The 24,142-nt window shown below is 56.1% G+C and carries 25 protein-coding genes and 3 tRNA genes; 16 read left to right on the forward strand and 12 right to left on the reverse strand.

Annotated elements, in window-relative coordinates; translation table 11 throughout:
* Window positions 1-17: 17 nt before the first annotated feature.
* The 8 genes from nuoE to C5L12_RS10130 form a co-directional block, all read right to left on the reverse strand.
* The gene (nuoE, locus tag C5L12_RS10095; RefSeq protein ID WP_105371919.1) at window positions 18-962 is read right to left on the reverse strand and encodes an NADH-quinone oxidoreductase subunit NuoE; all 945 of its coding nucleotides are present in this window, start codon (window positions 960-962) and stop codon (window positions 18-20) included.
* Between the two features lie 16 nt (window positions 963-978).
* Window positions 979-1,242: a hypothetical protein gene (locus tag C5L12_RS10100; RefSeq protein ID WP_205839330.1), complete on the reverse strand. Its 264-nt coding sequence runs from the start codon at window positions 1,240-1,242 to the stop codon at window positions 979-981.
* Window positions 1,239-2,429 (reverse strand): NADH-quinone oxidoreductase subunit D, encoded by a 1,191-nt coding sequence (locus C5L12_RS10105; protein WP_105371921.1) that lies wholly within the window; start codon window positions 2,427-2,429, stop codon window positions 1,239-1,241. The genes C5L12_RS10100 and C5L12_RS10105 overlap by 4 nt, the downstream gene beginning before the upstream one ends.
* Window positions 2,430-2,504: 75 nt before the next feature.
* Complete coding sequence (locus C5L12_RS10110) at window positions 2,505-3,107, reverse strand: NADH-quinone oxidoreductase subunit C (protein WP_105372061.1); 603 nt, start codon at window positions 3,105-3,107, stop codon at window positions 2,505-2,507.
* A 31-nt stretch (window positions 3,108-3,138) separates the two neighbouring features.
* Entirely contained in the window at window positions 3,139-3,720 is a 582-nt protein-coding gene (locus C5L12_RS10115; RefSeq protein ID WP_105371922.1) for a NuoB/complex I 20 kDa subunit family protein, read from the reverse strand.
* The gene (locus C5L12_RS10120; RefSeq protein ID WP_105371923.1) at window positions 3,711-4,076 is read right to left on the reverse strand and encodes an NADH-quinone oxidoreductase subunit A; all 366 of its coding nucleotides are present in this window, start codon (window positions 4,074-4,076) and stop codon (window positions 3,711-3,713) included. Before C5L12_RS10120 ends, C5L12_RS10115 begins: the two co-directional genes overlap by 10 nt.
* 423 nt (window positions 4,077-4,499) lie before the next feature.
* Window positions 4,500-4,576, reverse strand: a tRNA-Asp gene (locus C5L12_RS10125).
* 71 nt (window positions 4,577-4,647) lie between these two features.
* A tRNA-Asp gene (locus C5L12_RS10130) sits at window positions 4,648-4,724 on the reverse strand.
* Window positions 4,725-4,986: 262 nt separating this feature from the next.
* Here C5L12_RS10130 and C5L12_RS10135 point away from each other — a divergent pair.
* A tRNA-Val gene (locus C5L12_RS10135) sits at window positions 4,987-5,062 on the forward strand.
* Window positions 5,063-5,146: 84 nt separating this feature from the next.
* Here C5L12_RS10135 and C5L12_RS10140 read toward each other — a convergent pair.
* A complete protein-coding gene (locus C5L12_RS10140) occupies window positions 5,147-5,578 on the reverse strand; it encodes a hypothetical protein (RefSeq protein WP_157949024.1) in 432 nt (143 codons plus the stop codon).
* 1,070 nt (window positions 5,579-6,648) lie between these two features.
* On the opposite strand from C5L12_RS10140, the gene C5L12_RS10145 reads away from it, so the two are divergent.
* Together C5L12_RS10145 and C5L12_RS10150 are read left to right on the forward strand one after the other, a co-directional pair.
* Complete coding sequence (locus tag C5L12_RS10145) at window positions 6,649-7,371, forward strand: helix-turn-helix transcriptional regulator (protein WP_105372062.1); 723 nt, start codon at window positions 6,649-6,651, stop codon at window positions 7,369-7,371.
* A gap of 75 nt (window positions 7,372-7,446) precedes the next feature.
* The gene (locus tag C5L12_RS10150; protein WP_245422826.1) at window positions 7,447-8,166 is read left to right on the forward strand and encodes an acyl-homoserine-lactone synthase; all 720 of its coding nucleotides are present in this window, start codon (window positions 7,447-7,449) and stop codon (window positions 8,164-8,166) included.
* A 61-nt stretch (window positions 8,167-8,227) separates the two neighbouring features.
* Here the strand turns inward: C5L12_RS10150 and C5L12_RS10155 are convergent, their stop codons facing one another.
* Window positions 8,228-8,596, reverse strand: a complete 369-nt coding sequence (locus C5L12_RS10155) for a helix-turn-helix domain-containing protein (protein ID WP_245422827.1) — start codon at window positions 8,594-8,596, stop codon at window positions 8,228-8,230.
* Window positions 8,597-8,749: 153 nt separating this feature from the next.
* Here C5L12_RS10155 and C5L12_RS10160 point away from each other — a divergent pair, with 153 nt between their 5' ends.
* Window positions 8,750-9,106: a hypothetical protein gene (locus C5L12_RS10160; protein WP_157949025.1), complete on the forward strand. Its 357-nt coding sequence runs from the start codon at window positions 8,750-8,752 to the stop codon at window positions 9,104-9,106.
* A 183-nt stretch (window positions 9,107-9,289) separates the two neighbouring features.
* Here the strand turns inward: C5L12_RS10160 and C5L12_RS10165 are convergent, their stop codons facing one another.
* Window positions 9,290-10,183 carry a sensor domain-containing diguanylate cyclase gene (locus tag C5L12_RS10165; protein ID WP_170109077.1) on the reverse strand — a complete coding sequence of 298 codons (894 nt, stop codon included), beginning with the start codon at window positions 10,181-10,183 and terminating at the stop codon, window positions 9,290-9,292.
* Window positions 10,184-10,532: 349 nt separating this feature from the next.
* On the reverse strand, window positions 10,533-11,153 hold the full coding sequence (locus C5L12_RS10170; protein ID WP_245422828.1) for a hypothetical protein: 621 nt from the start codon (window positions 11,151-11,153) through the stop codon (window positions 10,533-10,535).
* Window positions 11,154-11,292: 139 nt separating this feature from the next.
* Here C5L12_RS10170 and C5L12_RS10175 point away from each other — a divergent pair, with 139 nt between their 5' ends.
* The 12 genes from C5L12_RS10175 to C5L12_RS10235 all read left to right on the forward strand — a co-directional run bounded on the left by C5L12_RS10175 (window position 11,293) and on the right by C5L12_RS10235 (window position 23,900).
* The gene (locus C5L12_RS10175) at window positions 11,293-12,246 is read left to right on the forward strand and encodes a lytic transglycosylase domain-containing protein (RefSeq protein ID WP_245422829.1); all 954 of its coding nucleotides are present in this window, start codon (window positions 11,293-11,295) and stop codon (window positions 12,244-12,246) included.
* A gap of 12 nt (window positions 12,247-12,258) precedes the next feature.
* A complete protein-coding gene (locus C5L12_RS10180; protein ID WP_105371929.1) occupies window positions 12,259-12,600 on the forward strand; it encodes a TrbC/VirB2 family type IV secretion system protein in 342 nt (113 codons plus the stop codon).
* Window positions 12,601-12,603: 3 nt separating this feature from the next.
* On the forward strand, window positions 12,604-12,906 hold the full coding sequence (locus tag C5L12_RS10185; RefSeq protein WP_105371930.1) for a VirB3 family type IV secretion system protein: 303 nt from the start codon (window positions 12,604-12,606) through the stop codon (window positions 12,904-12,906).
* A 2-nt stretch (window positions 12,907-12,908) separates the two neighbouring features.
* A complete protein-coding gene (locus C5L12_RS10190) occupies window positions 12,909-15,368 on the forward strand; it encodes a VirB4 family type IV secretion/conjugal transfer ATPase (RefSeq protein WP_105371931.1) in 2,460 nt (819 codons plus the stop codon).
* Window positions 15,365-16,453 (forward strand): lytic transglycosylase domain-containing protein, encoded by a 1,089-nt coding sequence (locus tag C5L12_RS10195; RefSeq protein WP_105371932.1) that lies wholly within the window; start codon window positions 15,365-15,367, stop codon window positions 16,451-16,453. Before C5L12_RS10190 ends, C5L12_RS10195 begins: the two co-directional genes overlap by 4 nt.
* A gap of 11 nt (window positions 16,454-16,464) precedes the next feature.
* Window positions 16,465-17,166 (forward strand): type IV secretion system protein, encoded by a 702-nt coding sequence (locus C5L12_RS10200; RefSeq protein WP_105371933.1) that lies wholly within the window; start codon window positions 16,465-16,467, stop codon window positions 17,164-17,166.
* A 228-nt stretch (window positions 17,167-17,394) separates the two neighbouring features.
* Window positions 17,395-18,423 (forward strand): TrbL/VirB6 family protein, encoded by a 1,029-nt coding sequence (locus tag C5L12_RS10210; RefSeq protein WP_105371935.1) that lies wholly within the window; start codon window positions 17,395-17,397, stop codon window positions 18,421-18,423.
* A 34-nt stretch (window positions 18,424-18,457) separates the two neighbouring features.
* Window positions 18,458-19,153, forward strand: a complete 696-nt coding sequence (locus C5L12_RS10215; RefSeq protein WP_105371936.1) for a VirB8 family type IV secretion system protein — start codon at window positions 18,458-18,460, stop codon at window positions 19,151-19,153.
* Window positions 19,150-19,959, forward strand: coding sequence for a P-type conjugative transfer protein VirB9 (gene virB9, locus C5L12_RS10220; RefSeq protein ID WP_105371937.1), 810 nt, complete (start codon window positions 19,150-19,152; stop codon window positions 19,957-19,959). Before C5L12_RS10215 ends, virB9 begins: the two co-directional genes overlap by 4 nt.
* A complete protein-coding gene (gene virB10 / locus C5L12_RS10225) occupies window positions 19,959-21,164 on the forward strand; it encodes a type IV secretion system protein VirB10 (RefSeq protein WP_105371938.1) in 1,206 nt (401 codons plus the stop codon). Before virB9 ends, virB10 begins: the two co-directional genes overlap by 1 nt.
* Window positions 21,145-22,173, forward strand: coding sequence for a P-type DNA transfer ATPase VirB11 (gene virB11, locus C5L12_RS10230; protein WP_105371939.1), 1,029 nt, complete (start codon window positions 21,145-21,147; stop codon window positions 22,171-22,173). Before virB10 ends, virB11 begins: the two co-directional genes overlap by 20 nt.
* Complete coding sequence (locus C5L12_RS10235; protein WP_425350770.1) at window positions 22,170-23,900, forward strand: type IV secretory system conjugative DNA transfer family protein; 1,731 nt, start codon at window positions 22,170-22,172, stop codon at window positions 23,898-23,900. The genes virB11 and C5L12_RS10235 overlap by 4 nt, the downstream gene beginning before the upstream one ends.
* Window positions 23,901-24,142: the final 242 nt, after the last annotated feature.

A 24,142-nucleotide genomic window follows, 5' to 3' on the forward strand; every position in this document is an offset into this window, starting at 1 on the left:
ACAAGAATTCTCGATGATCACGACGACTCACCTTCCGTGGTCGTCTTACGCCTGGTGCGCTTCGGCTTCAAATCGCCAGATACCGCACCCGGTTCCGGCGGAGCACCCTCAGCAACACTGCCTGCCGCCTTGGGATCAGGCTTACTTTTCGCCGTGCCCGAGAGCGGCTGCTTCTCCGCAGTCTTGGCGCGCTTCCTGGCGCCTTCCTTATCCGTCGCCGGCGTCTTCAGGGTCGGATTGGTTTCCGGCGCCGTGTCTTTGGGACGCGCGGCATCGGCCGGCGGCACGGTGGTCGCAGCCGCAGTCTCCGCCAGATCCCGCTGCGGTTCCAGATTGGTGCGAACCGGCTTGACGTCTTCGAGAAGCGTCACTGGGCCTCCTTCAGGTGCTGCGAAATGACGGTCGATCTGCGGGCCCGGCTTGATCTGGTCGCCCTTGCCGGCCTCGAAAGCATCGATAATCTCTTCCAGCCGCTGTGGCGTCAGGTCCTCATAGGCATCTTTGAAGATGATGACCATCGGCGCGTTGACGCAGGCGCCCTGACATTCGACCTCTTCCCAGGAGAGCGTACCCTCGGCGTTCAACGCGAAGGGATCGTGATGGATCTTGTGCTGACAGACCTTCATCAGGTCTTCGGCGCCGCGCAGCATGCAGGGGGTGGTGCCGCAGACCTGGATATGGGCGCGGGTGCCGACCGGCTTCAGCTGGAACTGCGTATAAAAGGTCGCAACTTCCAGCACGCGGATATAGGGCATATCCAATCGATTGGCGACATGCTCGATTGCCGCCCGGGTCACCCAGCCGTCCTGCTCCTGCGCGCGCATCAGAAGCGGAATCACGGCAGATTGCTGCCGGCCTTCCGGATATTTCCTGATCGTTGCCTCGGCCCAGGCGGCATTCTCCTCGTTGAAGGCAAACGCTACCGGCTGGACGCTATCTTCGGCTAATCGACGAACGGACATTCTTTTCCACGCCTTATCAGTTTATGGATCCACACCTGGTTTTCGTGAGCGTCACGAATTCGCAGGCATAGGCAGACTTCTCTTTCTGCATGAACACTATGAACTTTGTTCCATTCGGAACGCTTGCCTTGATCTCGTACCCTTCCGACAAAAGATCAGGCATTGATCTGGACCCGCCGCTGACCGTCGACCCACCGGACACCTGCGCCTGATCCTGCTGCGCGAAAGCAACAGGAGCCGCAAGGACCATTCCGGCAGCGACGATAGCGCGGATCATCAGCGGTCGACCTCACCGAACACGATATCCAGAGAGCCCAGGACAGCCGAAACGTCCGCCAGCTGATGCCCGCGACAGATAAAATCCATCGCCTGCAGATGGGCATAACCCGGGGCGCGAATCTTGCAGCGGTAAGGCTTGTTCGTACCATCGGCAACGAGGAAGACGCCGAACTCGCCCTTCGGCGCCTCGACTGCCGCATATACCTCTCCGGCCGGCACGTGGTAACCTTCGGTGTAGAGCTTGAAGTGGTGGATCAAGGCTTCCATCGAGCGCTTCATCTCGCCACGCTTCGGCGGCACGACCTTGCCGTCTGTGGAGGAGAACGGTCCGGTCTTGGCATCGCCCAGCAGGCGGTCGACGCACTGCTTCATGATCTTGCAGGACTCGCGCATCTCGATCATGCGGATGAGGTATCGGTCGTAGCAATCGCCGTTCTTGCCGATCGGGATATCGAAATCCAGCTCCGAATAACATTCGTAGGGCTGCGCGCGGCGCAGGTCCCAGGCAGCGCCCGAACCGCGAACCATGACGCCTGAGAATCCCCAGGCCCAGGCGTCTTCCAGCTTCACGACGCCGATATCGACGTTACGCTGTTTGAAGATACGATTGCCGGTGAGCAGGTCGTCGATGTCGTCAAGCTTCGACGGAAATTCATCGCACCACTTGCCGATGTCTTCCACCAGTTCGGGCGGCAGATCCTGATGCACCCCGCCTGGACGGAAGTAGGCCGCATGCATGCGCGCGCCTGAGGCACGCTCATAGAATACCATCAGCTTTTCACGCTCTTCAAAGCCCCAGAGCGGCGGCGTCAAGGCGCCTACGTCCATGGCCTGAGTGGTGACGTTGAGCAGATGCGAAAGGATGCGGCCGATTTCGGAATAGAGCACGCGGATCAGCTGCCCGCGGATCGGGATCTCAAGGCCGATCAGCTTTTCGACGGCCAAGGCAAAAGCGTGCTCCTGGTTCATCGGCGCGACGTAATCGAGCCGGTCGAAATAGGGAATCGCCTGCAGATAGGTCTTGGTTTCGATCAGCTTTTCGGTGCCGCGATGCAAAAGACCGATATGCGGATCGACACGCTCGACGATCTCGCCGTCCAGCTCCAGCACAAGCCGCAACACGCCGTGCGCCGCCGGATGCTGCGGTCCGAAATTGATGTTGAAGTTGCGGACGTTGTGTTCAGTCATACTGCTTGCTCCATGCCGGGCGAAGACCGAGCGGGAAGGAATGCGTTTGACCGGCGCTCACCGCGCCGGTTTTTCTTAAACCTTGGCTTTTTCATCACCTGGAAGGACGTAGTCCGTGCCCTCCCAAGGAGAAAGAAAGTCAAAGCTGCGGAATTCCTGGCGAAGCTCGACCGGCTCGTAGACCACCCGCTTGGCGCTGTCGTCATAACGAACTTCGACAAATCCGGTGGTCGGGAAATCCTTGCGGAGCGGATGACCTTCAAAACCATAATCTGTCAGGATGCGGCGCAGATCGGGATGGCCGGTAAACAGAATGCCGTACATATCCCACGCTTCGCGCTCGAACCAATCGGCTCCCGGATAAACCGAGCAGGCAGACGGTACCGGCTCATCCTCAGCTGTCGCGACCTTCACGCGGATGCGCAAATTCTGGCGCGGCGAAAGCAGATGGTAGATCACGTCGAAACGCTTCTCACGTGCGGGATAGTCCACGCCGCAGATGTCGATGAAGCTCACGAAACCGCACTGCACGTCGTCCCTGAGAAATGTCAGCAGGGACAGAAGGTTTTGCGCTGCCGTCGTCAGCGTCAGTTCGCCATAGGCAATCGCCGCGTCCTCCACGAGCGACGGACGCGCTTCGCGGATATAGGTCGAAAGCTCGTTCAGGGCTTCACTCATGATCTTGTCCAATTACCCTTAGCCTTTGGCCTCAACGCTCGATCGTGCCGGTCCGCCGGATTTTCTTCTGCAGCAGAAGCACGCCGTAAAGGAGCGCCTCGGCCGTGGGGGGACAGCCCGGAACATAAATGTCGATCGGCACGACCCGATCACAGCCGCGGACCACCGAATAGGAATAGTGATAATAGCCGCCGCCATTGGCGCAGGAGCCCATCGAGATCACGTAGCGTGGCTCCGGCATCTGGTCATAGACCTTGCGGAGCGCCGGCGCCATCTTGTTGGTCAACGTGCCCGCGACAATCATCACGTCCGACTGACGCGGCGACGCGCGGGGAGCAAACCCGAAGCGCTCCACATCATAACGCGGCATCGAGAGCTGCATCATTTCCACGGCACAGCACGCAAGGCCGAAGGTCATCCACATCAGCGAGCCGGTACGGGCCCAGTTGATCAGCTCGTCGGTCGAAGTGACGAGAAAACCCTTGTCTGCGAGCTCGTTGTTGATCTCGCCAAAGAAGGCGTCGTCGCTGCCGATGGGCTTGCCGGTATTGGGATCGATGATCCCCTTCGGCTTTGGCGCCACCAGGGTATTGCCGCTATCGACTACTCCCATTCCAGCGCTCCTTTCTTCCATTCATAAATGAAGCCGATCGTCAGAACGGCAAGAAAAACCATCATGGACCAGAAGCCGAACCAGCCGATGGCACCGAAGGACACTGCCCAGGGGAACAGGAAGGCCACTTCCAAGTCAAAGATGATGAAGAGAATCGAGACGAGGTAGAACCGAATATCGAACTTCATGCGCGCATCATCAAAGGCGTTGAAGCCGCACTCGTAGGCTGACAGCTTTTCCGAGTCGGGAGCCTTGTAGGCAACAGCAAACGGCGCGATCAAAAGCGCCAATCCGATCACCATGGAGATGCCGATAAAAATCGCGATCGGGACATAGGAAGTGAGGAGTTCACTCATGATATTCGATCCCTGCTTGCCACAGCGCCGGGGCGGCGCTCATCATTCGTACGCGGCAAGCGAACGTGCATTGCAATAAGCCGTGACTAGCGCAGCCGAAGGCGCGGCGCAAGACTTTTGAACGGCAGCCCCTGCACCAAAATGAAGCAGTTCCAAAGCACAATTTGCAATGAGCGCGTGGCTTGGGCCGAAGGACCGGCATGAGTGCCCTCGGCAGAAACCTGCCGAGCTCCAAAAGGATCACGAAGTTGGACAGACGACGCTTCCTAAAGCTCGCCTCGACAGACACATCGCTCAGCCGCAAGCGACGCCGCGGAAATATGCAAATCGCGCTTCGGATGCAATAGTCGGAGGGATAAATATTTTAGAGGACGCTCATTTACATGAGATCAACAGTAACAAATGGAGATGAGTCCCGAAAAATGGCGCGAGTGACGGGGCTCGAACCCGCGACCTCCGGCGTGACAGGCCGGCACTCTAACCGACTGAGCTACACCCGCGCATATTGCCGATTTTCGGCGTCCGCTTCATCACGCTGATCGCGCGACTGGCGGATATTCGAGGAGGAGAATGGCGCGAGTGACGGGGCTCGAACCCGCGACCTCCGGCGTGACAGGCCGGCACTCTAACCGACTGAGCTACACCCGCACATTTCTCAAGGGCAAAGAGCCCTCCCCTTGCGGCCTCGACCGCTCGGTTGAGCGGCTAACTAAGAGGTTCGTGATCGGGTGTCAAGCAGGTTTCAAGACAAAAGGATGACGCCTCGCCTGTTTGCCCTGCTCCACCTGTTGATTATAAAGGTCTGCCCAAAAATTTCAAAAAAACATCACGAAGGCTCTTGCGGTTTTCCCGCGATCCGCATAGATCACGGCCACCGACGCGGCGGGACATCTTCTCCGCAGCCGCAGACGGGCGATTAGCTCAGTTGGTAGAGCGCCTCGTTTACACCGAGGATGTCGGGAGTTCGAGTCTCTCATCGCCCACCATTACATTAAATCACGCTGTTTTTTCATCGCTTTTTCCCTCGTTTGTCTCATTCGGGCTTGCCGCTCCAGAAAGTGGGACATTTCTCAGTTTTTCGTATGCCTCTCGACGGTCGAAAGCGTTCCTCCGCATCCGCCAGGTGTCCAAGTGTGGAAGCCTCCCTTTTTCCTGTTGATCGGCTCTATCCCGACCGCAGGGTTGAGGTTCGCCAGCGGCGGCTTCTGAGCCATGGCCCAATTGAACACGGCCCTCAGAACCTTCACCAACTTGTCGGCCGCGCCGGGGGTCTTAGCGCGAGCCTGCTGGCTCTTTTCCATATCCTCCCGGCGATACTTCTTATAAGGGAGGTCTATGACGCTCCGCTTGTCCTTCTGTGTCGCCGGGTCGAGGCGCTTGAACATGGCGGATGAGTAGTATTGAGCAAATAGCCCGTTGAACGTGTCCTCGCGGAGTACGGTCTTTTTCTCCGCCGGCACTTCACCACGCAACTCGGCAAGTGCCGCCCAATAAGCGGCCATGAAATCCTGCGTGATGTTGCCTTCAGCATCCTTAAATGTCTGCCGACTGCGCTTTTTCGGGCGGCCCTTGAGCCGCAGGTAGTATCGATCATTTCCGCGCTTATCGGGATCGTGAACGAGAAAGCGTAGCTCCGTCTTTATCAGACCACCATCTGATCGAACGGGTTCACCCGATCGTCCTTTTCGAATCATCTTGGTCAATAAGAGCTTGCCATGCGGCGCGCACTCGTTCCGCGTCCCACAGCATCACACCGCGAACCCGTTTCCCTTCTGGCATCAGCCCATCTTTTACCCAGGTGTCAAAATTCAGCCTCCGGTGAAAATCTTCCGGTATTAGCGAGACGCTGGCGCCAATCATCGGCTTGGAGTGATGGCTGGCGGGGAAGGCGTGGTTACGGGCGGAGGCGTATCACCATGCGCTACCACACCTGATCGGCTTGGCTGGCTTGGTCCACGCATCAAAACCGCCGCCACCAGAACTATAACCACGATCAGGAGCAGGCCTATCATCCCATTCTTCGTCATGGGGCCGTCTTCCGAATGGTTGGCCGATGTACCGGTCCTAATCTGCAACATGTTAGAACCGATTTTGCGGCACGCGGGTTCCCTAACGAAAGCTCCGCTCGATGGTTTGGACGGCCATCTGGCGCGGACTCAACCGACGGGACGAAACGGATAGCTTTGAACGGTAGGCACCACCCCAGCATCTGGCCCGCGAACACACCATTCTTGCGGATAGAAGAGGGCTTGGCGCGAACATGTGAAATCTCGCAATTTACAGTGGCAGCGGCGCTTTAATAAGATAGGGGCTTTACTGACAGCGGGAGTGGTGTCGTCTTGATCGGCCGGTCCCGCGAAAGACTGGAGGTAGTCGGAGCTGACCTCGATAACTCAGCGTCGCACCTCTCGGCCGGCTCATCGAGCTCTGGTCTGAGAGGCGTCCCGCTGCCATGGATGGGTTTAGGTGGGCCGCCACCATTATATCTAAATCTCCAGCGACTCCCCCGCCCTATGGGACATATCGTCAGCGGCTCTGCCAAGATCACCAGCAATGGAGCGCGGAGTTTGAGATGTTATTGGCGAGTTTGCTGCTTCAGTTTTGCGAAGCTTGTGCCGCAGCGCGGAGCCCAGCGGAAGTTTCAGCTTTGGTCGAGCGCGTCACCGCTTCGTTAGGTTTCGAGCGATTTGCCATGGCAGGATATCCCCTCCCTCATGAGAGTCTGGAGGCCTACTTTCTCTTGAACGGCTGGTCCCCTGGATGGTTTAAGGTTTACGTTGAGAAGAACTACTTTTTCAGCGACCCGATCGTAAACCTCGTCCGTCGCGCCGACCGTACAATCGTCTGGTCTGAGGCCATCAGGGGGCAGGCTCTGTCGTCCAAAGGCCGTAAGATCATGCGCGAAGCTGCCGATTTCGGGCTAGTGGACGGCGTGACGGTCCCTATCTTCTCGCGGTGCGGTCTTGTAGGTCTCTTTTCTCTGGGCGGCCGCCAAGTCTCATTGTCTGTCGCCCACCGAGACCTCCTGCGAATTATTGCAATGTGCGCCCACACCCGCCTTCAAGATCTCAGGGGAACAAACGACAAAAAGATGACTGATGTCATGATTACGCCCAGCGAGAGTGAATGTCTCGCCTGGTGTGTTGCTGGCAAGACGGCCAAGGAAATAGGAAGCTTAATGCGACGCTCGGAGCGAACCGTGGAGACGCATCTCGCCAACCTGCAGCGCAAGCTCGATGCAGGAAATCGGGCTCAGCTGATTGCAGAGGCGTTTCGACGCGGACTGCAACGATGAAATCTACGAACTTTTACGGATAGAATTCAGTCACCTCCGGTTGCACAATGACCACGCTCGATTGGAGGAAATTCGATGCTTGAAATCATAACAGGCAGCCAAATCGGACAAAAACAGACGACCATGGAGAAGGTCTGGCGTTTTCGCCATCAGCGCTTTGTCGAAGAGCTTGGCTGGGAAGCACTCCGACGGTCTGATAAGCGCGAACAGGATCAGTTCGATACGCGGTCCACCATTCACCTGGTACTAATGGAAATGAGCGATGTCGTTGGATATTCTCGCCTGCTTCCGACGACAAAACCGCACCTTCTCTCCCATATTTATCCGGAATTACTTGGTGGAAAGAGTTATCCAAAAGGACGGCATGTCTTCGAATGGGGACGTTGCGCCACCGACGCTCGTGTTCCTTGTATCGGGGATGTCGCAACCGCCGACCTCTTGATGACCGGAGTTCTTGAATTCCTTGTCCGTCTGAGAGTGGAAACGGTCATCATCCAGACAAATCCGATGCTCGTAGAGATGATCCGGAAGAGAGGCTACCCACTGCAGGTTCTTTGTGAACCGATGTTTTACTGCGGCGAAATGCTCATGGCGATTGCCGCCAAACCCTCGCCCCAACTGCTCGAACTGCACCGGAAAACGCATGGGATACGGCAATCCCTGTTATCCATGCCATCTGCCGAGCAACCGAAGAACGACGTTCCGTTCAGAAGAGACGCAGAAAGTGGTGTGGCGCTCAACTTCTCAGACGGCGTCGTTAGCACGGGATGCGTCGAAAACGGACACGGTCTGTGAGGGACTTCGTGACTTTTTGACGAATGCAGACAAGGGCTGCAATGTCACAGTCGCTGCGCCATTAGTTTTCTGTTTTCGGCGGCAATCTGGTCATTGCATCGACCAGCGATAACAATGAATCGACGGCGTCGGCCGGAAGGGTTTCGACGATCTTGATCAGTTCCCGGCGCCTTTCTGCTTCACGTTCAGTTTTCCCAAATCGATATGGGGCGGCGGCCATGACGACATCAATCGGCGAAAAATCCAAAAGCTCACTCAGATGAATGAGCCGCGTGACATTCATCTTCGTCTCGTTGCGCTCATATCGACCGTAGACTTGAGGGTGAAGTCCAAGCAAAGGCGCAACATCAGCATGGGTAAGTCCGGTCCGCTCCCGCGCCTGCCTCAGCGCATCCGAAATTCGGCTGTCGAGTTCGGAAAACTCAGGCACCCCTTCAAACCCCGGCCCCCGGAAAATCGGCTTGTCGACCTCGGGATCTCTCGTCTGAAGGAGACCTTTGTCCTCAATGTATTTCTCAACTCTGCTTCTCATGAAAGGCGCCTATCATTGTTTTCTAACCCTCATACATCAACGGCGCTTCCAATGGCCAGACGCGAAGGTCCGGCGTCAACCGAGAGTGACAATCAAGCGATCAAATCAGGATGGACGATGGATGATAGTAAAGTTCTGAACAATCTTACGACCCTCATCGCGCTCCATCGGAGGCTCCTCTTTGCACTGAAGGGGCAGCGCAATCCTGCTCGAGATAGCCCATTTGCCGCGCAGCTTCGGAATGCCGAACGTGACGTTCGCAACAGGATCGTTTCATGGCAACCCTTGGATGAACACGAAGCTCACCTGAAACTTGAGCACTTGGCGAGCTACATTTTGGCGACCGGGACTCATCTTGATGCGGTGGAGATCAAAGCCATTTGCCGATCAGTGGAAAGATTCTTCTGAGCTTACCCTTAGAAACATCGCTTTGATTGAAGGCGGATCGAGTTGCCGGCAGACTTCCAAACGCTCCGAATGCGGGATCCTCGGGGTCAGAACCACGCTATTACGCCCTTGGTCATCTCTTTTTCGAAGCCATTTAGCTGCTTCAGCACATTACCGTTTTGGCGAGCTTTTAGCCTTGTTGCCCTACGCTCCCGTCGAACTTTGGCGCAACTCTGGTTCTCGCTCGTCCTGGCGAACACGGTTTCGGCCGGCGGACTTCGCCTCGTATAGCGCCTTGTCGGCATTCGAGTATAGGGCGTCGAAGGAACTGTCGGCTGCCCTTTGCCAAGCCAGACCAATGGAGACTGTCATCCGGAATGTCCCCGCCGCCGATAAGACGGGCCGCTCCTCGATCTCACGCCTCACCTGTTCGCATATCTTAAGTACTTTGGCCGGTTCGACAGCCGCAAACACGATCATGAATTCCTCACCACCGACACGGGCAAAGGTCATCTCGCTGGACGGATCGGCGGCGATGATCTCCTGGATCGACCCCGTCAAGGATTTCAGAGCGGTGTCGCCTGCTGCGTGGCCGAAGGTGTCGTTTACGCGCTTGAAATGGTCGACGTCGAGGACAGCCACAGCGAGTTTGTGGTGACCGGCTTTCGCTTCGTTGAACAAACCGTGGCCAACTGCGAAAGCATAGCGGCGGTTGAACGCACCGGTCAGTTCGTCGGTCACGGCCAAGAGGTGTAGTCTGTCCTGGATCATCTTTAGATCGGTAATATCCTGTAGGAGAAGCTGAACGACTGGGTTGCCTTCCCAAGGCAAGGCGCCTGCGATCAACTTAATCGTCCGTGTTTCACCCGCGGCGGTTTTGACCTCAGCCTCGGTCGGCTCAACACTGATCCGCCCGTCAAAGGCCTGCTCCATCTGTCGGGCGGCGTCTTCAGCATGTGTGGTCAAGAAATCGAGGAAGTGTTTGCCGACGACTTCCCTTTGCGGCACTTGCAATAGGCGTGCCGCCTCCTGGTTTCCGAAAATGATTCCCTGCCTGGTATGAATGAGCAGCCCCATCGGCATGAGATCGAGCATCATGCCCATCCTCTCCTGTGTGTCGACAAGTGTCTGCTTGGTAAGCTCTGCTGCTTCGAGGGCTTCGTGATCTTCATCCAAGAACATGGCTGGACTTTCGTAGAAAAATCTTCCGGCTCGGCATTCGAGGGTCGCCACAGATCGGACGATAGTGATGAAAACATGGATAACTTAATTAGAAATAACGTACCGACGCCTCCTTGAAAAAAGTGTAAATCCTCAGGTACTACCGAGCCTTCATACAGACGGTGCGTCAGCGACCGTCAGCTGACACATGCCTGCCCCCGTATCCGATGCAGGCGTCTCTGTCGCCGGCGAGAAACAAACGCGCGAGCCACCCCCCGCCCTTAAATCAACGCTGACCTGCTCCCGGATCGGCCCACATACCAAAGGAGCCATTCTTGCCGATTTCCTCCGCCGGTATAAGATCTGGACGGGCTAAGGTTCCATCGGGCTTTTTTATAAGACGGAGCGCGCCAAGCGATACAAGCTGCTCCTCGAACATGTCGATGCTGTCGAGACTGCCCGGAAAATAGTGATACGCATAACAGGTGGCGTTTTGAATCGGCGCGTTCTTTTCAGTGAAGAACGCCCGACAGAAGACCACCTTGGGATTTTTCAGCATGATTGCGAGCTGTTGACGGGCAAAATCAATGCAGCGTCCGGCAAAGCCGTCCCGCCGATTGACCATCTCGCCTTCGCAAGGCTCGACACCATAGAGATGGATGACCATCGTATCGTGGACGCGGAAGTCGGTCCCCGACAGCACTTCAAAAGAGCCTGAAGTTGCATATCCCTTCCGCTCCAACACCTCACCCTGGCCTTCGTAATATTCGATCACCAACACAACCTTTCCTGGTGCCGCCAGCGACCGAACATAGTTTTCGTCGATCGGCTGAACGGCCCACGTGGGACGGGCGAGAAGGCCGCTGCCAATCGCAACAACCATCACAAGGCTTACGAGACGTACCATATCAACTCCGTATACAATTTTCCCGAGAAAGGGTCTTGAAATTCTATTCTCTCTCTGCAAAACTATACGCATACAGTAATCATCTCAGACTGTAGCCCACCCAAGATCGGAGCTCAAGTCAAAAGCGAGCCAGAGAAAAATGCGCCACGACCGTCGCCTTTCCCGATGCGTATGCAGAGCGTTCCTAGCCCTCACGGCAGGCTTCGCAGCTGCGACGAGTGAAACTAATGGGGAGGAAATTTTCCAAAAAATTCCGGCACTTTCTGGTATTTTCGCGATCTCACCTCTTTCATCGAGGAAGATTTCCCAAACTCTCATCTCTGCGCCTTCGGGTGGCACAAACCAGATCCCCTGCCCTTCATCTAAAATGATCGTCAGCGCCGCTGGCGTAAGCTGCGGACGTTCGATCCTTGATAACTATTTTGGTGACATTCCGCTCCAAAGAGAAAGAATACTAAATTCGTCTTCAAACATGACGAGTGGTGCCAATCCTGATGGGTCCGGCGTCAGACCCTCAAGCTTAAAACCTCCAAGGATCAAAAGTGGGCAGGGGGCTCTCGAATGCGGTCCCTCGCCGTTGATGCCAGCCGACGTCCAACGTCTCGTCGCCGAAACCGCGAGACGCTACGAGGTCAACGAAGACTTGGCAGTGGCAATTGCTTGGGCCGAGAGCGATTTCGACACGAAACGAAATTCCCCTAAGGGCGCGCGTGGTCCGATGCAACTGATGCCCGAGACCGCTGCTCGCTTCGGCGTTGAGGACATTTGCGACCCAGCACAAAACGTCGAAGGCGGGGTAAGATACCTCCGGGTACTACAGGAGGAATTTAAGAATCCTCTCTTGATTGCGGCCGCTTACAACGGTGGCGAGCAGCGCATTTACCAATATGCCGGGATTCCGCCCTTTCCCGAAACCGTCAGATATGTCGCCAAGGTGATCAACTATCAACTCGGTCTGAGGATGCCCACGCCGAAATCTCGCGTTGGCATCAGCGGGGCTCGCACGTCTGCGGGGACCGATCGCGGCAAAGAGATACGCATTGTCCCGATTGAAAAGAATGGCCGGTTTATCGGCGGTGTGATGCATTTTTGAAGGAGAAAAACGATGCATACCCCATTGCAGAAGATCGAGCGACGGGCACCGAAAGGTGTAGCCCTGATAGGCATCATCGCCCTCCTCCAGATCATCACCGCCGATACCGCCCTGGCTCAAACCAGCGGTGGCGGTGCTTTCGCACCGCTTGAAACGGCCGTTCAGATGATCGTCGATTTCATTACCGGCCCCTTTGGCCGGCTTCTGGCGATCATTGCAGTGATCGGGCTTGGGTTTTTGGCCTTTGCTGGTCGCCTTTCCTGGTTCACGGCTGGGGCTGTCGTCATCGGTATCGGCTTGGTATTTGGCGCGCCGGCGATCGTCGACCAGATGATATCAGCGGTCGGACAGTGACCGATGACTGCACTTGTCGAAGATGAAAGGCCAACTCTCACGCCACTTGTGGTCGGCTTGACTAGGTCACCGACGTTATGGGGCGTTCCCTATATGGCAGTCGTCATCATCGTGGGCATCACCATTATCGGCTGGCTCGCGACGAACGATCTTTTGGCACTCTTGATCGCACCAGCCACCTATCTTGTCCTATTCTCGCTCTGCGCCTTCGACAGCAAGATACTCGACGTGCTGCAAGTTGCCTCTCGCACAACCCCCCGGACGCCTAACAAGCATTTCTGGGGCTCGAACTCTTACGGGCCGTAACCATGCTGGAGGTGGTCAGGCAAGAGCTTGGTTTCGGCCCCATCGCCCGAAGGGAGCGGCCGATGTCGCGACATATCCCGTATCTGCGGCATGTGTCGGATACCATCATTGGACTTGAAAACGGATCGCTCCTGAGCGTCATCAAGTTGCAGGGGTTATTCTTCCAAACGGAAGACCAGGCTGAACTCAATATGCGTTCAGTCGTACAAAATACAATGATCCGGGCTCTCGGCTCCAGCCGCTATTCACTTTGGTCGACGGTGGTGCGGAGAGAAGTCGAAACCGACCTTGATGCCACCTTCGATGATGGGTTCTGCGATCTTTTGAACAGACGCTATATGGACCAGTTGCGCGACAAGCGCATGTTCAAAAACGAAATCTACCTTACCATCATACGCTCGGGGATGCGTGGTGTTCTCGGCATTGGTGATCGTTTCAACAAGATTTTCAGGCGTTCGGACAGGCGTGGCAAACGACAGCAGAGCCCTGACGACATCACCGAGCTTGAGGAGCTTGTTGCCACCATCGTGCAGGATCTCAGCAAATATGGTGCCCATGCGCTTGGCATCGCCCATCGGACGCGTCACGACGACCCCATACAGGCAGAAGAGCAGACGGACGGGACGCGGACAGAACCTTTTTCTGAACCCTGTGAATTCTTCAATACGATCCTGACCTGCGGCGCGCCAAAAAAAATGCGCCTGCCGCGCATGGGGATCCGCAACTTTGTCGGCAGCTCACGACTGCATTTCGGCAAGCGGACCATGCAGGCGCAAGCGGCTGTCGATGAAGACAGTCGCTATGGCGCTATATTGTCGATCAAAGAATATCCCCCTTTTACCGGCCCCGGCATGCTGGATGGTCTTTTACAGGTCAACCACGAGTTTATACTTACCCAGTCATTCACCATCGCCGACAAGCCGATTGCGCAGGAGCGGATTTCCCGACTGCAAAGACAAATTAGGGCCTCGGATGAAGCCGGCAGCTCGGTCGAACTTGAGATCGACTATGCGCTAAATAGCCTGATGAACCAGGAGGCCGTATTTGGCTTCCATCACCTGTCGTTACTTTGCCTGTCGCGCGATCTGGACGGCATCAGCCGCAGTGTTTCTGAGCTTGGCGCCTGCCTCACCGATATGAACATCAATTGGCTGCGCGAGGACCTCAACCTTGAAGCGGCTTTTTGGGCGCAGCTTCCAGGCAATCATTCCTACATTGCGCGCAAGGCGATGTTATCGAGCGCAAATTTTTCGGGCCTGTCCTCTATGCATAATTTTGCCACCGGACAGGCGGACCGCACACATTGGGGCCTGCCGATCACCATCCTCGAGACGACGTCGCAGACCCCCTACTGGTTCAATTTTCATCGCCGTGACATCGGCCACTTCTTGGTCACCGGCCCGACGGGATCGGGGAAGACTGTTGTATTAACCTTCCTACTTTCGCAGGCCATGCGTGTTTCACCGAAGCCAAAGGCGGTATTCTTCGACAAGGATCGGGGCGCAGAGATCTTCATAAGAGCGATCGGGGGCTCCTACGAGATCTTGGTGCCGGGAACGCCGACCGGCTTTAACCCGCTGCAACTCGACAATACAGGTCCGAACCGTGATTTCCTCCTCCGGCTCACCAAGGCGATGCTGCGATCTGGCGATCGCAGCGAACTCACCCAGGAAGACGAGGACACACTGGAAAGGGCAATCCTGCGCCTGATGCAAGAGCCGCGGGCCGAGCGAAACCTTATAAACCTCGCAGGCCTTCTGATCGGCCGCTCACGGGCGGATGCCAATGACCTTCATTCTCGCCTTCGCGCTTGGATCGATGGCGAGAAGGCCTGGCTGTTTAATGCCGCAGACGACGTCCTGTCGCTGTCGTCCCGTCGCGTCTTCGGTTTCGACATGACCCACATTCTCGCAAACGAGGACGTCCGCACGCCGGCGCTGATGTACCTTTACCACCGCCTTGACGAGCTGCTCGATGGAAATCCCGCGATGTTCTTCATGGACGAAGGTTGGCAGCTTTTAATGGACGAGACGTTTAGCAACTTCATCATCGACAAGATGAAGACGATCCGAAAGCTGAACGGCATTGTCGGCTTCGGCACACAATCTGCGGCCGACATCGCTAAGGCGAAAGCCTCCCATACGTTGATTGAGCAGACGGCCACCCATATTCACTTTCCCAACCCCCGAGCCGACGAAGAAAGCTATATCAAACGCTTTGACCTCACGATGAAGGAATTCAACTTCATCAAGGCCACGCCTCCGGAAAAAAGGACCTTCCTGATCAAGCACGGCAATGACTCCGTCATCGCCAGACTCGATCTGTCGGCCATGCCCGATCTCGTCAAGGTTCTGTCTGGGCGTAAAGAGACGATCGAGGAATGTGCACGCCTGCGCGAACTTCATGGCGAGGAACCGGAGCGTTGGCTTGCTCGGTTCTGTGGATGGGAGACGGGCGAATGAAGGGGCGGTCTGTCCTATGGCTGTTGAGCAGCGCACTGGCGCTCTCGATTGTAGATCCGGCCTCTTCTCAAGTTCCGGTCATCGATCGGGCGGTCCTGGCAATCGATACCCACCGGGACCGGATTTCCTCAAATATTGAGGAAACGGATTATAACCGTTTTTCCGTTGGCAAGAGCGTGACCTGCTCGATTTATCAGCCCGGTCGGACCGGAGATGCCGCCTCGACCGCGGCGGCCAATCCAGAGATCACGGAGCTCGTGAGGCGTATCGCTCGGGAGGAGGATGTCAACGAGAGCCTGTTTTTAGCTTTGGTTTATCAGGAGAGCCGTTTTAATCCCTGTGCCAGATCGCCGGCCGGAGCAATCGGACTAGCGCAACTCATGCCGGAGACGGCAAGAGAGCTTGGGGTCGATCCCTATGACATGGAAGACAACCTGTCGGGCGGAGCCCGATACTTAAAACAACAGCTGCAACGGTTTGGCGGCAATCCAAAACTTGCATTGGCGGCCTATAACGCCGGTCCTGGCCGTGTTGTCACATATGGCGGCATTCCGCCTTTCAAAGAAACACAAGGTTATGTTGCGGCTATAACCCAAAAATGGCTGCCCGCCTTCGGCGGGGCGAACGTTGCCGGCATACCGGCTCAGTATGGTGGCGATGCGACCGCTTTTAATCAGATGCGAAATTCCGCCATTAGGGCGATGGCGACGGGACAAGCTATCTCCGATGGGAGCGGCAACGTTACCTCCTGGTTTCAGCAGTTGGGCCAGATGCCGAGCGGCGCCGTGCAGGATAGTTGGGATCATAATTCGGGAGCCCGGAACGCAAATCTTGAAATGCTGAACCAGGTCATTCGTCTCGGGATAACGATCGCAGATCTCGCCAACTCCCGGAATGCTCTTCAGATCAGCGGCTTGTCCGGCTCATCGCACACGGGAAGCTATAGCCAAAACGGCGGCGATGGCGATCCCGGGGCTGGTTTTTGCGATGGCCGCCGGGGGGTTGCATGGAACCCGAAGGAAAAGGCTTGCGTGCAGGTGCGCGAACGGTTGGCCGATATAGCACTGATGTTGAACGCTCGATGAGGAGACATGCCATGAAGAGAATGATGTTCGTTGCATTCCTGCTGCCCATTGCATCCGCCGCATTCGCGCAGGTGCCTGTCATCGACAATGCAAATTTGCGCGTTGCTAGAAAAACCTCTGAGACAACAGACAAGATCCTCGAAACCAACAGGCAAGTTCTCAAGACGGCCGAGGAAACCTTAAAGGCCGTAACTGGCGATCGCGGCAACGACGCCAGCCCTCTGCAAAACCTTGCAGTGGGCCGGGGTTTCAGTGTCTCGCAGCTACCGTCTTTTGACCGCCTGATGTCAGGTGGGGCCGCAAATCTCGGGAGCGTGAGCCCAGATGTCGCGGAGGTCGCAACGACGCTCATCAATGGCCTCAAGCTCGTCAAAAACCTTTCGGGCCGCGAGGACAGCTCGTTTTCGGGAGACAAGTCCTACGAAGAGATGGTGAAGACGGTAGTTGGCGTGGCCGCCCTTGTCGCCGGCTCGCAGCAAGCCGTTCAGACCCGCCGCACGTCGCTCGAACAGGCGGGTTCAAAAATTGGTCAAGCCAAGGATATCAAAGGCTCGATCGACCAGAATACGCAGCTCCAGGTCCAAGCCGGCCTCACCATCAACGAATTGATCGGCGTCATGAATGGCGCTGTGTCTTCGCTGCAGGCCGACAATCAGCGTCGGCTGACGGACATGTCTAACTCCAAAAAAGCACTCAGCTATACCGAAGAGTGAGCTCATCATGACCGCCAGGATGTTTGCTTTCCTACTTGCTGCTGGCGCCCTTGCCGGCTGCGGTAGCGCTTACAAGGAAAAGACCGCGCCCTGCAGAAGACCCGCCAATCTGACCTCCTATGCACCTCATCCTCGGCCGGATTGCGGTCCGACGGCGAGGATAAATAGCAACGCATCGAGCGTTTTGGCGGCGATCGATGCGATGGTGGTAAGATAGGAGCTGCCGGCATGCACGATTTCCTTGGTGATCTTCTGGCAAGAGTTGAAAGGACGGGAGCAAACTTCTCTGAAGAGGCCTTCGGAATCGTCGGCGACGAAGTCGTGCCATTCCTCACCATCCTCTTCATTGCCTATGTCAGTTATTACGGCGTCCAGCTGGTGATGGGAACGGCGCGGGTCAGCATCAGCGAGATCATCAGCCGGGTCGTGCGGATGCTGGTCATCCTAGCGCTGGTCAGCGAGTGGAGAAATTTCAACAGCCTTTTTTACGCCTGGCTGACGGATACGCCCGAAGATGTCGGACGGGCGATTCTCACCGCCACTGGCACCGGCATCACCGAGCCCACCAACGGGCTTTCGCTGATCTGGAAAACGGCAAATGAAGCCGCCTCTGCTTTTGCCGAGCAGTCTGGTTTTCTTTCCGTCCTTCCTTCCATGGTCGGATTTTTAATCCTGCTGTGTGTTGCGGTCTTCATCGCGGTGGCGCTGGCTATCCTTTTGCTTGCAAAGGTAATGATGTGGGTGCTGATCGGCACTGCTCCGATCTTCATCGCCTGCATGCTTTTCGAACGGTCCCGAGGCCTCGGCGTTGCCTGGTTTCAGCAGGTACTGATGTATGCGCTCATTCCTCTGTTCGTCTATGTCGTTGCCGCTTTCTTGATTGCAGCGCTGGATCCAGAGCTGACCAAGGTGACGAACGCCGCTGGTCAGAAAGAGCTTCGGCTGAGCGACATCTCCGCCCTTCTTCTGCTCTGCTGCGCCGGTGCGTTTGTGCTTTTCAACATCCAGGTGCTTGCGCAGGGCATTACCGGCGGGGTTGCCGCTGGAATCGGAAGAGTTGCCCGCAACACGGGACGGTTCGTGTCCTGGACGCTGCCGAAGGCGGCGGTCGGGGTGGGGCGTGCATTATTAGGGATTGCTGGTGATCTCGGGATGAAAGCGAAAGCCAGAACGATGGAAGGCATGAGAACAAATATTCGAAATGCAACTGCCGAAGCGATGCAGAACCGCATCAGCAGCAACAGCCTTCCCCGTTGAACCCGTTATTCGTCATTGTCTTGGAGTACCACGGATGACCCAATCGCATGAGGCTGCTCTTTATAGCTATTTTCAGGATGGCCAGCGCTGGGAACAGGAAATCTTGAAGCAGGCGGAGCGATCGCGAACGATCGCCTGGTTCCTTACCACCATCTTCGGCACGATCACATTGTTGTCGTTGACGGCACTCATCATGCTCGTGCCGCTCAAGACGTTTGAGCCCTATATCATCGAAGTCGACAAAAACACGGGCTACCTCGAGGTTAAATCCGGTCTCACCCGATCTGGGAAGCTGACCGACCAGCAAGCCGTCACCCAGGCCAATGTCGTGCGCTACATTCGTGCACGCGAGAGCTACGATCCTTTTGCGATCACGGAAAATTTCGGCATTGCCGCACTTCTTTCTGCGGAGCACGCGGCGCGGGAGTTGCAGGAGCTTTATAGCGCGGCCAATCCGGATAATCCGGCAAAGGTCTACGGCAAAAACCGGCAAGTGACAGTCGAGATCAAGTCCGTCTCCTTCCCAAATTCTAGCACCGCCTTGGTCCGGTTTTCGACCACCGAAAAGTCAGACACCGATCAGATCATGCGCCATTTTATTTCGGTGGTTCGGTATCGTTACACCGAAACCCCTGCCACCAATGAGTGGCGGTTTGAAAATCCGCTCGGCTTCCAGGTCTATAACTACCGTCGCGACCAGGAGACGGTAACGCCGGGAGAGGCCGGATGATGAGGCGACTTACCCTCCCAGCGGCCTTTATTGTCGCCATCGCCAGCGAGGCTCTTGCCGCCCAAGTGCCGCGGGCGGGCTCGCTTGATCAACGAGTTACCAGCGTTGTCTATCAGGCCAATAATGTCGTGAAGGTTTCCGCCACCTACGGCATCTCGACGATGATCGTTTTCGACGAAGACGAAAAATTCGAAACCATCTCGCTTGGCGACACTGATAGCTGGCAGGTCGCTCCGTCGGATAAGGGCAATATCCTGTTTATAAAACCGGTCGCAAAAGATGTCGCCACCAATATGAATGTGGTGACCTCCAAGAGGATCTATTTCCTTGAACTCAACGACCATGCACCGAGCGACGGCAAACAGGTGTTCGCCATCCGCTTTATTTATCCCGAAAAGGACTTGAATGCACGATTGCGTAAGGAAGCCGAACATCGGGCGGCCTTCCCCAATGTCTGGAATATCGACACGGCGAACGTCAACATCAACTATTCGTTTTCGGGCGATCGGGCGCTGAAGCCGCAGATGATCTTTGATGACGGCAAGAAGACTTTCTTCAGATTCCAAAGGCGGATACCGGCCATTTTCGCCGTCCAATCCGATTTTTCGGAATCGCTGCGCAACTTTCGCAAAGAGGGCGACTACATCGTCGTCGATGGCGTTGCCACACAATATACACTGCGCGATGGCGACCAATGGACCTGCATTTTTAATCTCAAAAGATCTGACTTCGCTGTTTCGGACCCAGACACCCTGGGGCCGGTTTTCGACACGCAAGCAACCACGCGTTGGAGGAGCGGCAATTGATGAAGCTAAGCCCCGAATTGCAGGCAATGGTTGCGGCCGACAACGCGGCAGTCAGCGACAGGAACGCCGCACGCAATCAGACGCTTGGAATGGCGAGCCTGTTATTGGGCGGCGTCATCGCTGCCTATTTTGCCCTCACAAACTCGACGCAAAAGCCCGAAAACAATGTCCAGAGCGACGAGGAATTTCGAACAACGACTTTTCGGCCGCCGTCATTTTTAAGAGAGACCGAAAAACCGAACCCTGAGCCTCCACAACCGGTCATCCATCTGCCGCCTCCCCCACCGTCGGTCGAACCGTCACCTCAAACGACGACATTCGACGTTCCTCCACCGCCCGATGTAATTTCGCCGCCACAGGCCTCGCCACCTGTCGAGCAGGCCTTCCCGGAGCGATACAAGTCAAAGCTGGTCACGCTTAATCAAGGCAAGCCGGGTGGAACAGGAAGCGAAATCGAGGAAGATCCGTCAGGACTGGTGGTTGCCGGAGAAGACCGCAACAGCAAATATCTTAACGCCGCTGCCGGTCTTTCCGACCGCAGTGCAAGGGCAGGCCGGATCGAGCGGATTGATGCCATGGTCCCGGAGGGGACCTTGATTCCCGGTATTTTGGAAACCGCGATCAACAGCGACCTGCCCGGCCAGATCAGGGCACTTACATCTGAGGACGTCTATTCGTTTGATGGACGGCGTATCCTCGTCCCGGCTGGCACACGCCTCATTGGCGAATATCAGTCGGAATTGACGCGGGGCCAAAAGCGGGTTTTTGTCATCTGGAGCCGCCTAATTCGCGATGATGGCGTGTCCATCCGGCTCAATTCGATCGGCGCCGATAGCCTGGGGCGTTCAGGGCTGACCGGCCATGTGGACAACAAGTTCCGTGAACGGTTCGGCGCGTCAATGATGCTGTCGATCGTTGGTGCCGGTGCCAGCTATCTGACCGGCTACGGAAGCAGACAATCGTCCGGTAACCGCGATGACGCCGAGCGCGGCGCAGAGCTTGCACGCGAAACCATCGCCGAAACTTTCAGCGATATGGCAAATACGGTCCTTGCCGAAAACCTACGCATCCCACCGACAATCAGTGTTGCTCAAGGGGAGCGCATCTTTGTCTATGTGCGCCAGGACCTCGATTTCAGCGGCCTTTACGACGATCCCGTCACCGAAGCGATGAAGGAGATCAGACGTGAACGTCGCGGCAGGTAATCCAACTAGGATCAGGCACGATCCCCATTATTTCCTCAATCGCGCTCTTGAGCCGATCAGGCAATTTCTCGACGATCCAAACGTGGTTGAAATCGCGGTAAACAAGCCCGGCGACGTTTATGTCGAACGGTTTGGAACCGACCATATGGAGCATCATCCGATCGTTGCTCTGACGGCCGACGAGATCCAGAACATCGGCGAGCGGGTTGCCGCTGCCACCAACCAGTTTATCAGCCGCGCCAAACCGATTCTCAGCGCCTCGCTTCCGACCGGCGAACGCATCCAGGTCGTCCTGCCGCCTGCAGCGCCGCAAGGCGGCTCTATTTCGGTCAGAAAACAGGTCGTCAGTAATTTCGCGCTCGAGGACTATCGCGACAGAGGCTTTCTGGACCAGGTGTCGGTTGCGGTCGGCGGCCTCAGCGAGGTCGATCGAGAACTGATCGAGCATCTGCATAAAAACAGGATTTACGACTTCATCCATACTGCCGTTACCAGGCGGGTTTCGATCCTGATCAGCGGCGGCACGTCTTCCGGCAAGACGACATTCCTGAATGCCTGCCTGAAATGCGTGCCGGCATCTGAGCGGATCATTACGCTCGAAGACACACGTGAACTGTTTCCGCCGCAAACCAATATAGTCCACCTGATAGCCTCAAAAGGCGATCAGGGGACGGCGGACGTGACGATCCAGAACCTGCTTGAAGCCTCGCTACGCATGCGGCCAGATCGTTTGTTTGTGGGAGAAATCCGAGGCACAGAAGCTTTTTCCTTTCTGCGCGCCATCAATACCGGTCATCCCGGCAGCATGTCGACGATCCACGCCGATACGCCGATTGGCGCCTACGAACAGATCATCATGATGATGCAACAGGCTGGCATGTCTGCGAGCGTCTCAAAGCTGGATCTTATGTCCTATATCCAGATGGTCATCCCGATCGTCATCCAACTTCGCCGCGAGGGGGGAAAACGCAGCGTCTGCGAAGTCTTCTTTGCTCGGGATGCATCATGACCAAAGGCCTGCGAACCATTTATCTCATCTTCTGTGCCGGGATAGCATTTGTCGGCTGGATGCTCGGTTATGGTCTTGGGCTTCAGTTTTTTTACAAAGACGGGCGGATACTAGAAGCCACGATCAGCAGCAATCCGTTGGCGCCGATTGAGCAATTGTGGTTTTACAAAACGAACCCCACCCTGCAGAAAGTAGCACTCGGATCGGTGATGCCGGCGCTGCTTCTTGCCGGTCTTGTCGCCTATGCTGGTTTGAAGTCCGCGAGCAATCCTTTGGGTAACGCGGCGTTTCAGAACATGGCTTCGCTTCGGCGCGGCAAGTGGTTCCAAAAGCGGGGTCACATCTTCGGCCGAGTGGGACGGCGCCTTCTGCGCGTCAAGGATGACCGCCATCATGTGATTATTGGCCCGACGCGCTCGGGCAAGGGCGCCGGTTACGTCGTCCCCAATGCCCTGATGCACGAAGGATCGATGATCGTCACCGATCTCAAAGGTGAGATATTTAAGGCAACAGCCGGATACCGCCGCCGAAAAGGCTCCCAGGTCTTTTTATTTGCGCCGGCGTCAGAGAGGACAAACCGCTATAATCCGCTTGACTTCGTGCGGACGGAACGCGGCGACCGCACCACAGATATTCAAAACATCGTCAGCATCCTTGTCCCTGAAAACATAGACTCTGAAAATTCAGTCTGGCAGGCGACTTCGCAACAGGTTCTGGCCGGCGTCATCAGCTACATTCTGGAAAGCCCGCTTTATAAGGATCGCCGCAATCTCGGCGAGGTCAATTCCTTCTTCAACACGGGACAGGATCTCCAGTCCTTGATGAAGCTCATCAAGGAGAAAGAGCCTTTTCTTTCGAAGTTCACTGTGGAGAGCTTCAATTCCTATATCGCGCTTTCCGATCGCGCTGCAGCTTCCGCTCTTCTCGATATCCAGAAGGCCTTGCGTCCCTTCAAGAATGAACGGGTTATTGCCGCGACCACCGTCACCGACATGAATATCCGTGCCTTGAGGCACCGGGCGATCTCGATCTATCTGGCGCCCAATATCGCCGATCTGACGCTATTGCGTCCCCTACTAACCCTGTTCGTGCAGCAGGTGATGACCATGCTGACGCTAAACCACGACCCAAGGTCTGTGCCGGTCTATTTCCTCCTCGACGAGTTCGTTCAGTTGAAGCGGATGGAGGAGATCGTGACGAAGCTTCCCTATGTCGCGGGCTACAATATCAAGCTCGCTTTCATCATCCAGGACCTAAAGGCCCTCGATGAAGTTTACGGCGAAACCGCGCGCCATTCGCTGCTTGGCAATTGCGGTTATCAGCTGATTCTCGGGGCCAATGACCTGGTGACGGCGGACTATGTGTCCAAGGCGCTCGGCAAGCGTACGATCCGCTATCAATCGGAATCGCGAACGGTCGAATTGCTCGGCCTGTCGCGGCGGACCAAGGTGGAGCAGATCCGTGAACGGGATCTGATGATGCCGCAGGAGGTCCGGCAAATGCGGGAGGATAGGATGGTGCTCCTCGTCGAAGGGCAGATCCCGATCTTCGGAGAAAAGCTTCGGTTCTTCCAGACGCGTCCCTTCAAATCAGCAGAAGCCTATTCGCAGGCAAACATTCCAGATGTGCCGCAGGTTGAATACTTCCCGCCAAGACCGGTTCCGGCGACGACCGCGCAATACGCAAGTCAGGGGGATTCATTATTCGAGCCCCCTCTCGCCCCATGATGTTGCAAGAGAAATGCCCACTGGGGCCGGAGCAATCCAGGGGATGATTTCGATCTGAACAGTTAGTCGGAAGTTCCGGTAAGACCGGCGCTTCGCTTTCAAAAAAGACCATCTTAATCCCAATACACATATCTCGTTCAATGCCGCAATGCTGCAAAGGCAACATCAGCCGGAACCTTCTGCGTAAAAATATACAAAGCCGATTTTGCCACGGGCAGTAACATCATGGCAGATAGCACGCC

The organism is Neorhizobium huautlense (assembly GCF_002968575.1).
Classification (GTDB): Bacteria; Pseudomonadota; Alphaproteobacteria; order Rhizobiales; family Rhizobiaceae; genus Neorhizobium; species Neorhizobium huautlense.

Bases quoted from the DNA above. Each gene is read 5' to 3' on its own strand.
- C5L12_RS10210 (WP_105371935.1), top strand. From the start codon at position 17,395: ATGCACGATTTCCTTGGTGATCTTCTGGCAAGAGTTGAAAGGACGGGA.
- C5L12_RS10110 (WP_105372061.1), bottom strand. From the start codon at position 3,107: ATGAGTGAAGCCCTGAACGAGCTTTCGACCTATATCCGCGAAGCGCGT.
- C5L12_RS10175 (WP_245422829.1), top strand. From the start codon at position 11,293: ATGCGCCACGACCGTCGCCTTTCCCGATGCGTATGCAGAGCGTTCCTA.
- C5L12_RS10115 (WP_105371922.1), bottom strand. From the start codon at position 3,720: ATGGGAGTAGTCGATAGCGGCAATACCCTGGTGGCGCCAAAGCCGAAG.
- C5L12_RS10180 (WP_105371929.1), top strand. From the start codon at position 12,259: ATGCATACCCCATTGCAGAAGATCGAGCGACGGGCACCGAAAGGTGTA.
- C5L12_RS10150 (WP_245422826.1), top strand. From the start codon at position 7,447: ATGCTTGAAATCATAACAGGCAGCCAAATCGGACAAAAACAGACGACC.
- virB10 (WP_105371938.1), top strand. From the start codon at position 19,959: ATGAAGCTAAGCCCCGAATTGCAGGCAATGGTTGCGGCCGACAACGCG.
- C5L12_RS10190 (WP_105371931.1), top strand. From the start codon at position 12,909: ATGCTGGAGGTGGTCAGGCAAGAGCTTGGTTTCGGCCCCATCGCCCGA.
- C5L12_RS10195 (WP_105371932.1), top strand. From the start codon at position 15,365: ATGAAGGGGCGGTCTGTCCTATGGCTGTTGAGCAGCGCACTGGCGCTC.
- C5L12_RS10200 (WP_105371933.1), top strand. From the start codon at position 16,465: ATGAAGAGAATGATGTTCGTTGCATTCCTGCTGCCCATTGCATCCGCC.
- C5L12_RS10165 (WP_170109077.1), bottom strand. From the start codon at position 10,183: ATGATGCTCGATCTCATGCCGATGGGGCTGCTCATTCATACCAGGCAG.
- nuoE (WP_105371919.1), bottom strand. From the start codon at position 962: ATGTCCGTTCGTCGATTAGCCGAAGATAGCGTCCAGCCGGTAGCGTTT.
- C5L12_RS10105 (WP_105371921.1), bottom strand. From the start codon at position 2,429: ATGACTGAACACAACGTCCGCAACTTCAACATCAATTTCGGACCGCAG.
- C5L12_RS10120 (WP_105371923.1), bottom strand. From the start codon at position 4,076: ATGAGTGAACTCCTCACTTCCTATGTCCCGATCGCGATTTTTATCGGC.
- C5L12_RS10215 (WP_105371936.1), top strand. From the start codon at position 18,458: ATGACCCAATCGCATGAGGCTGCTCTTTATAGCTATTTTCAGGATGGC.
- C5L12_RS10160 (WP_157949025.1), top strand. From the start codon at position 8,750: ATGGCCAGACGCGAAGGTCCGGCGTCAACCGAGAGTGACAATCAAGCG.
- C5L12_RS10235 (WP_425350770.1), top strand. From the start codon at position 22,170: ATGACCAAAGGCCTGCGAACCATTTATCTCATCTTCTGTGCCGGGATA.
- virB9 (WP_105371937.1), top strand. From the start codon at position 19,150: ATGATGAGGCGACTTACCCTCCCAGCGGCCTTTATTGTCGCCATCGCC.
- C5L12_RS10185 (WP_105371930.1), top strand. From the start codon at position 12,604: ATGACTGCACTTGTCGAAGATGAAAGGCCAACTCTCACGCCACTTGTG.
- C5L12_RS10145 (WP_105372062.1), top strand. From the start codon at position 6,649: ATGTTATTGGCGAGTTTGCTGCTTCAGTTTTGCGAAGCTTGTGCCGCA.
- C5L12_RS10140 (WP_157949024.1), bottom strand. From the start codon at position 5,578: ATGGCCGCTTATTGGGCGGCACTTGCCGAGTTGCGTGGTGAAGTGCCG.
- C5L12_RS10170 (WP_245422828.1), bottom strand. From the start codon at position 11,153: ATGGTACGTCTCGTAAGCCTTGTGATGGTTGTTGCGATTGGCAGCGGC.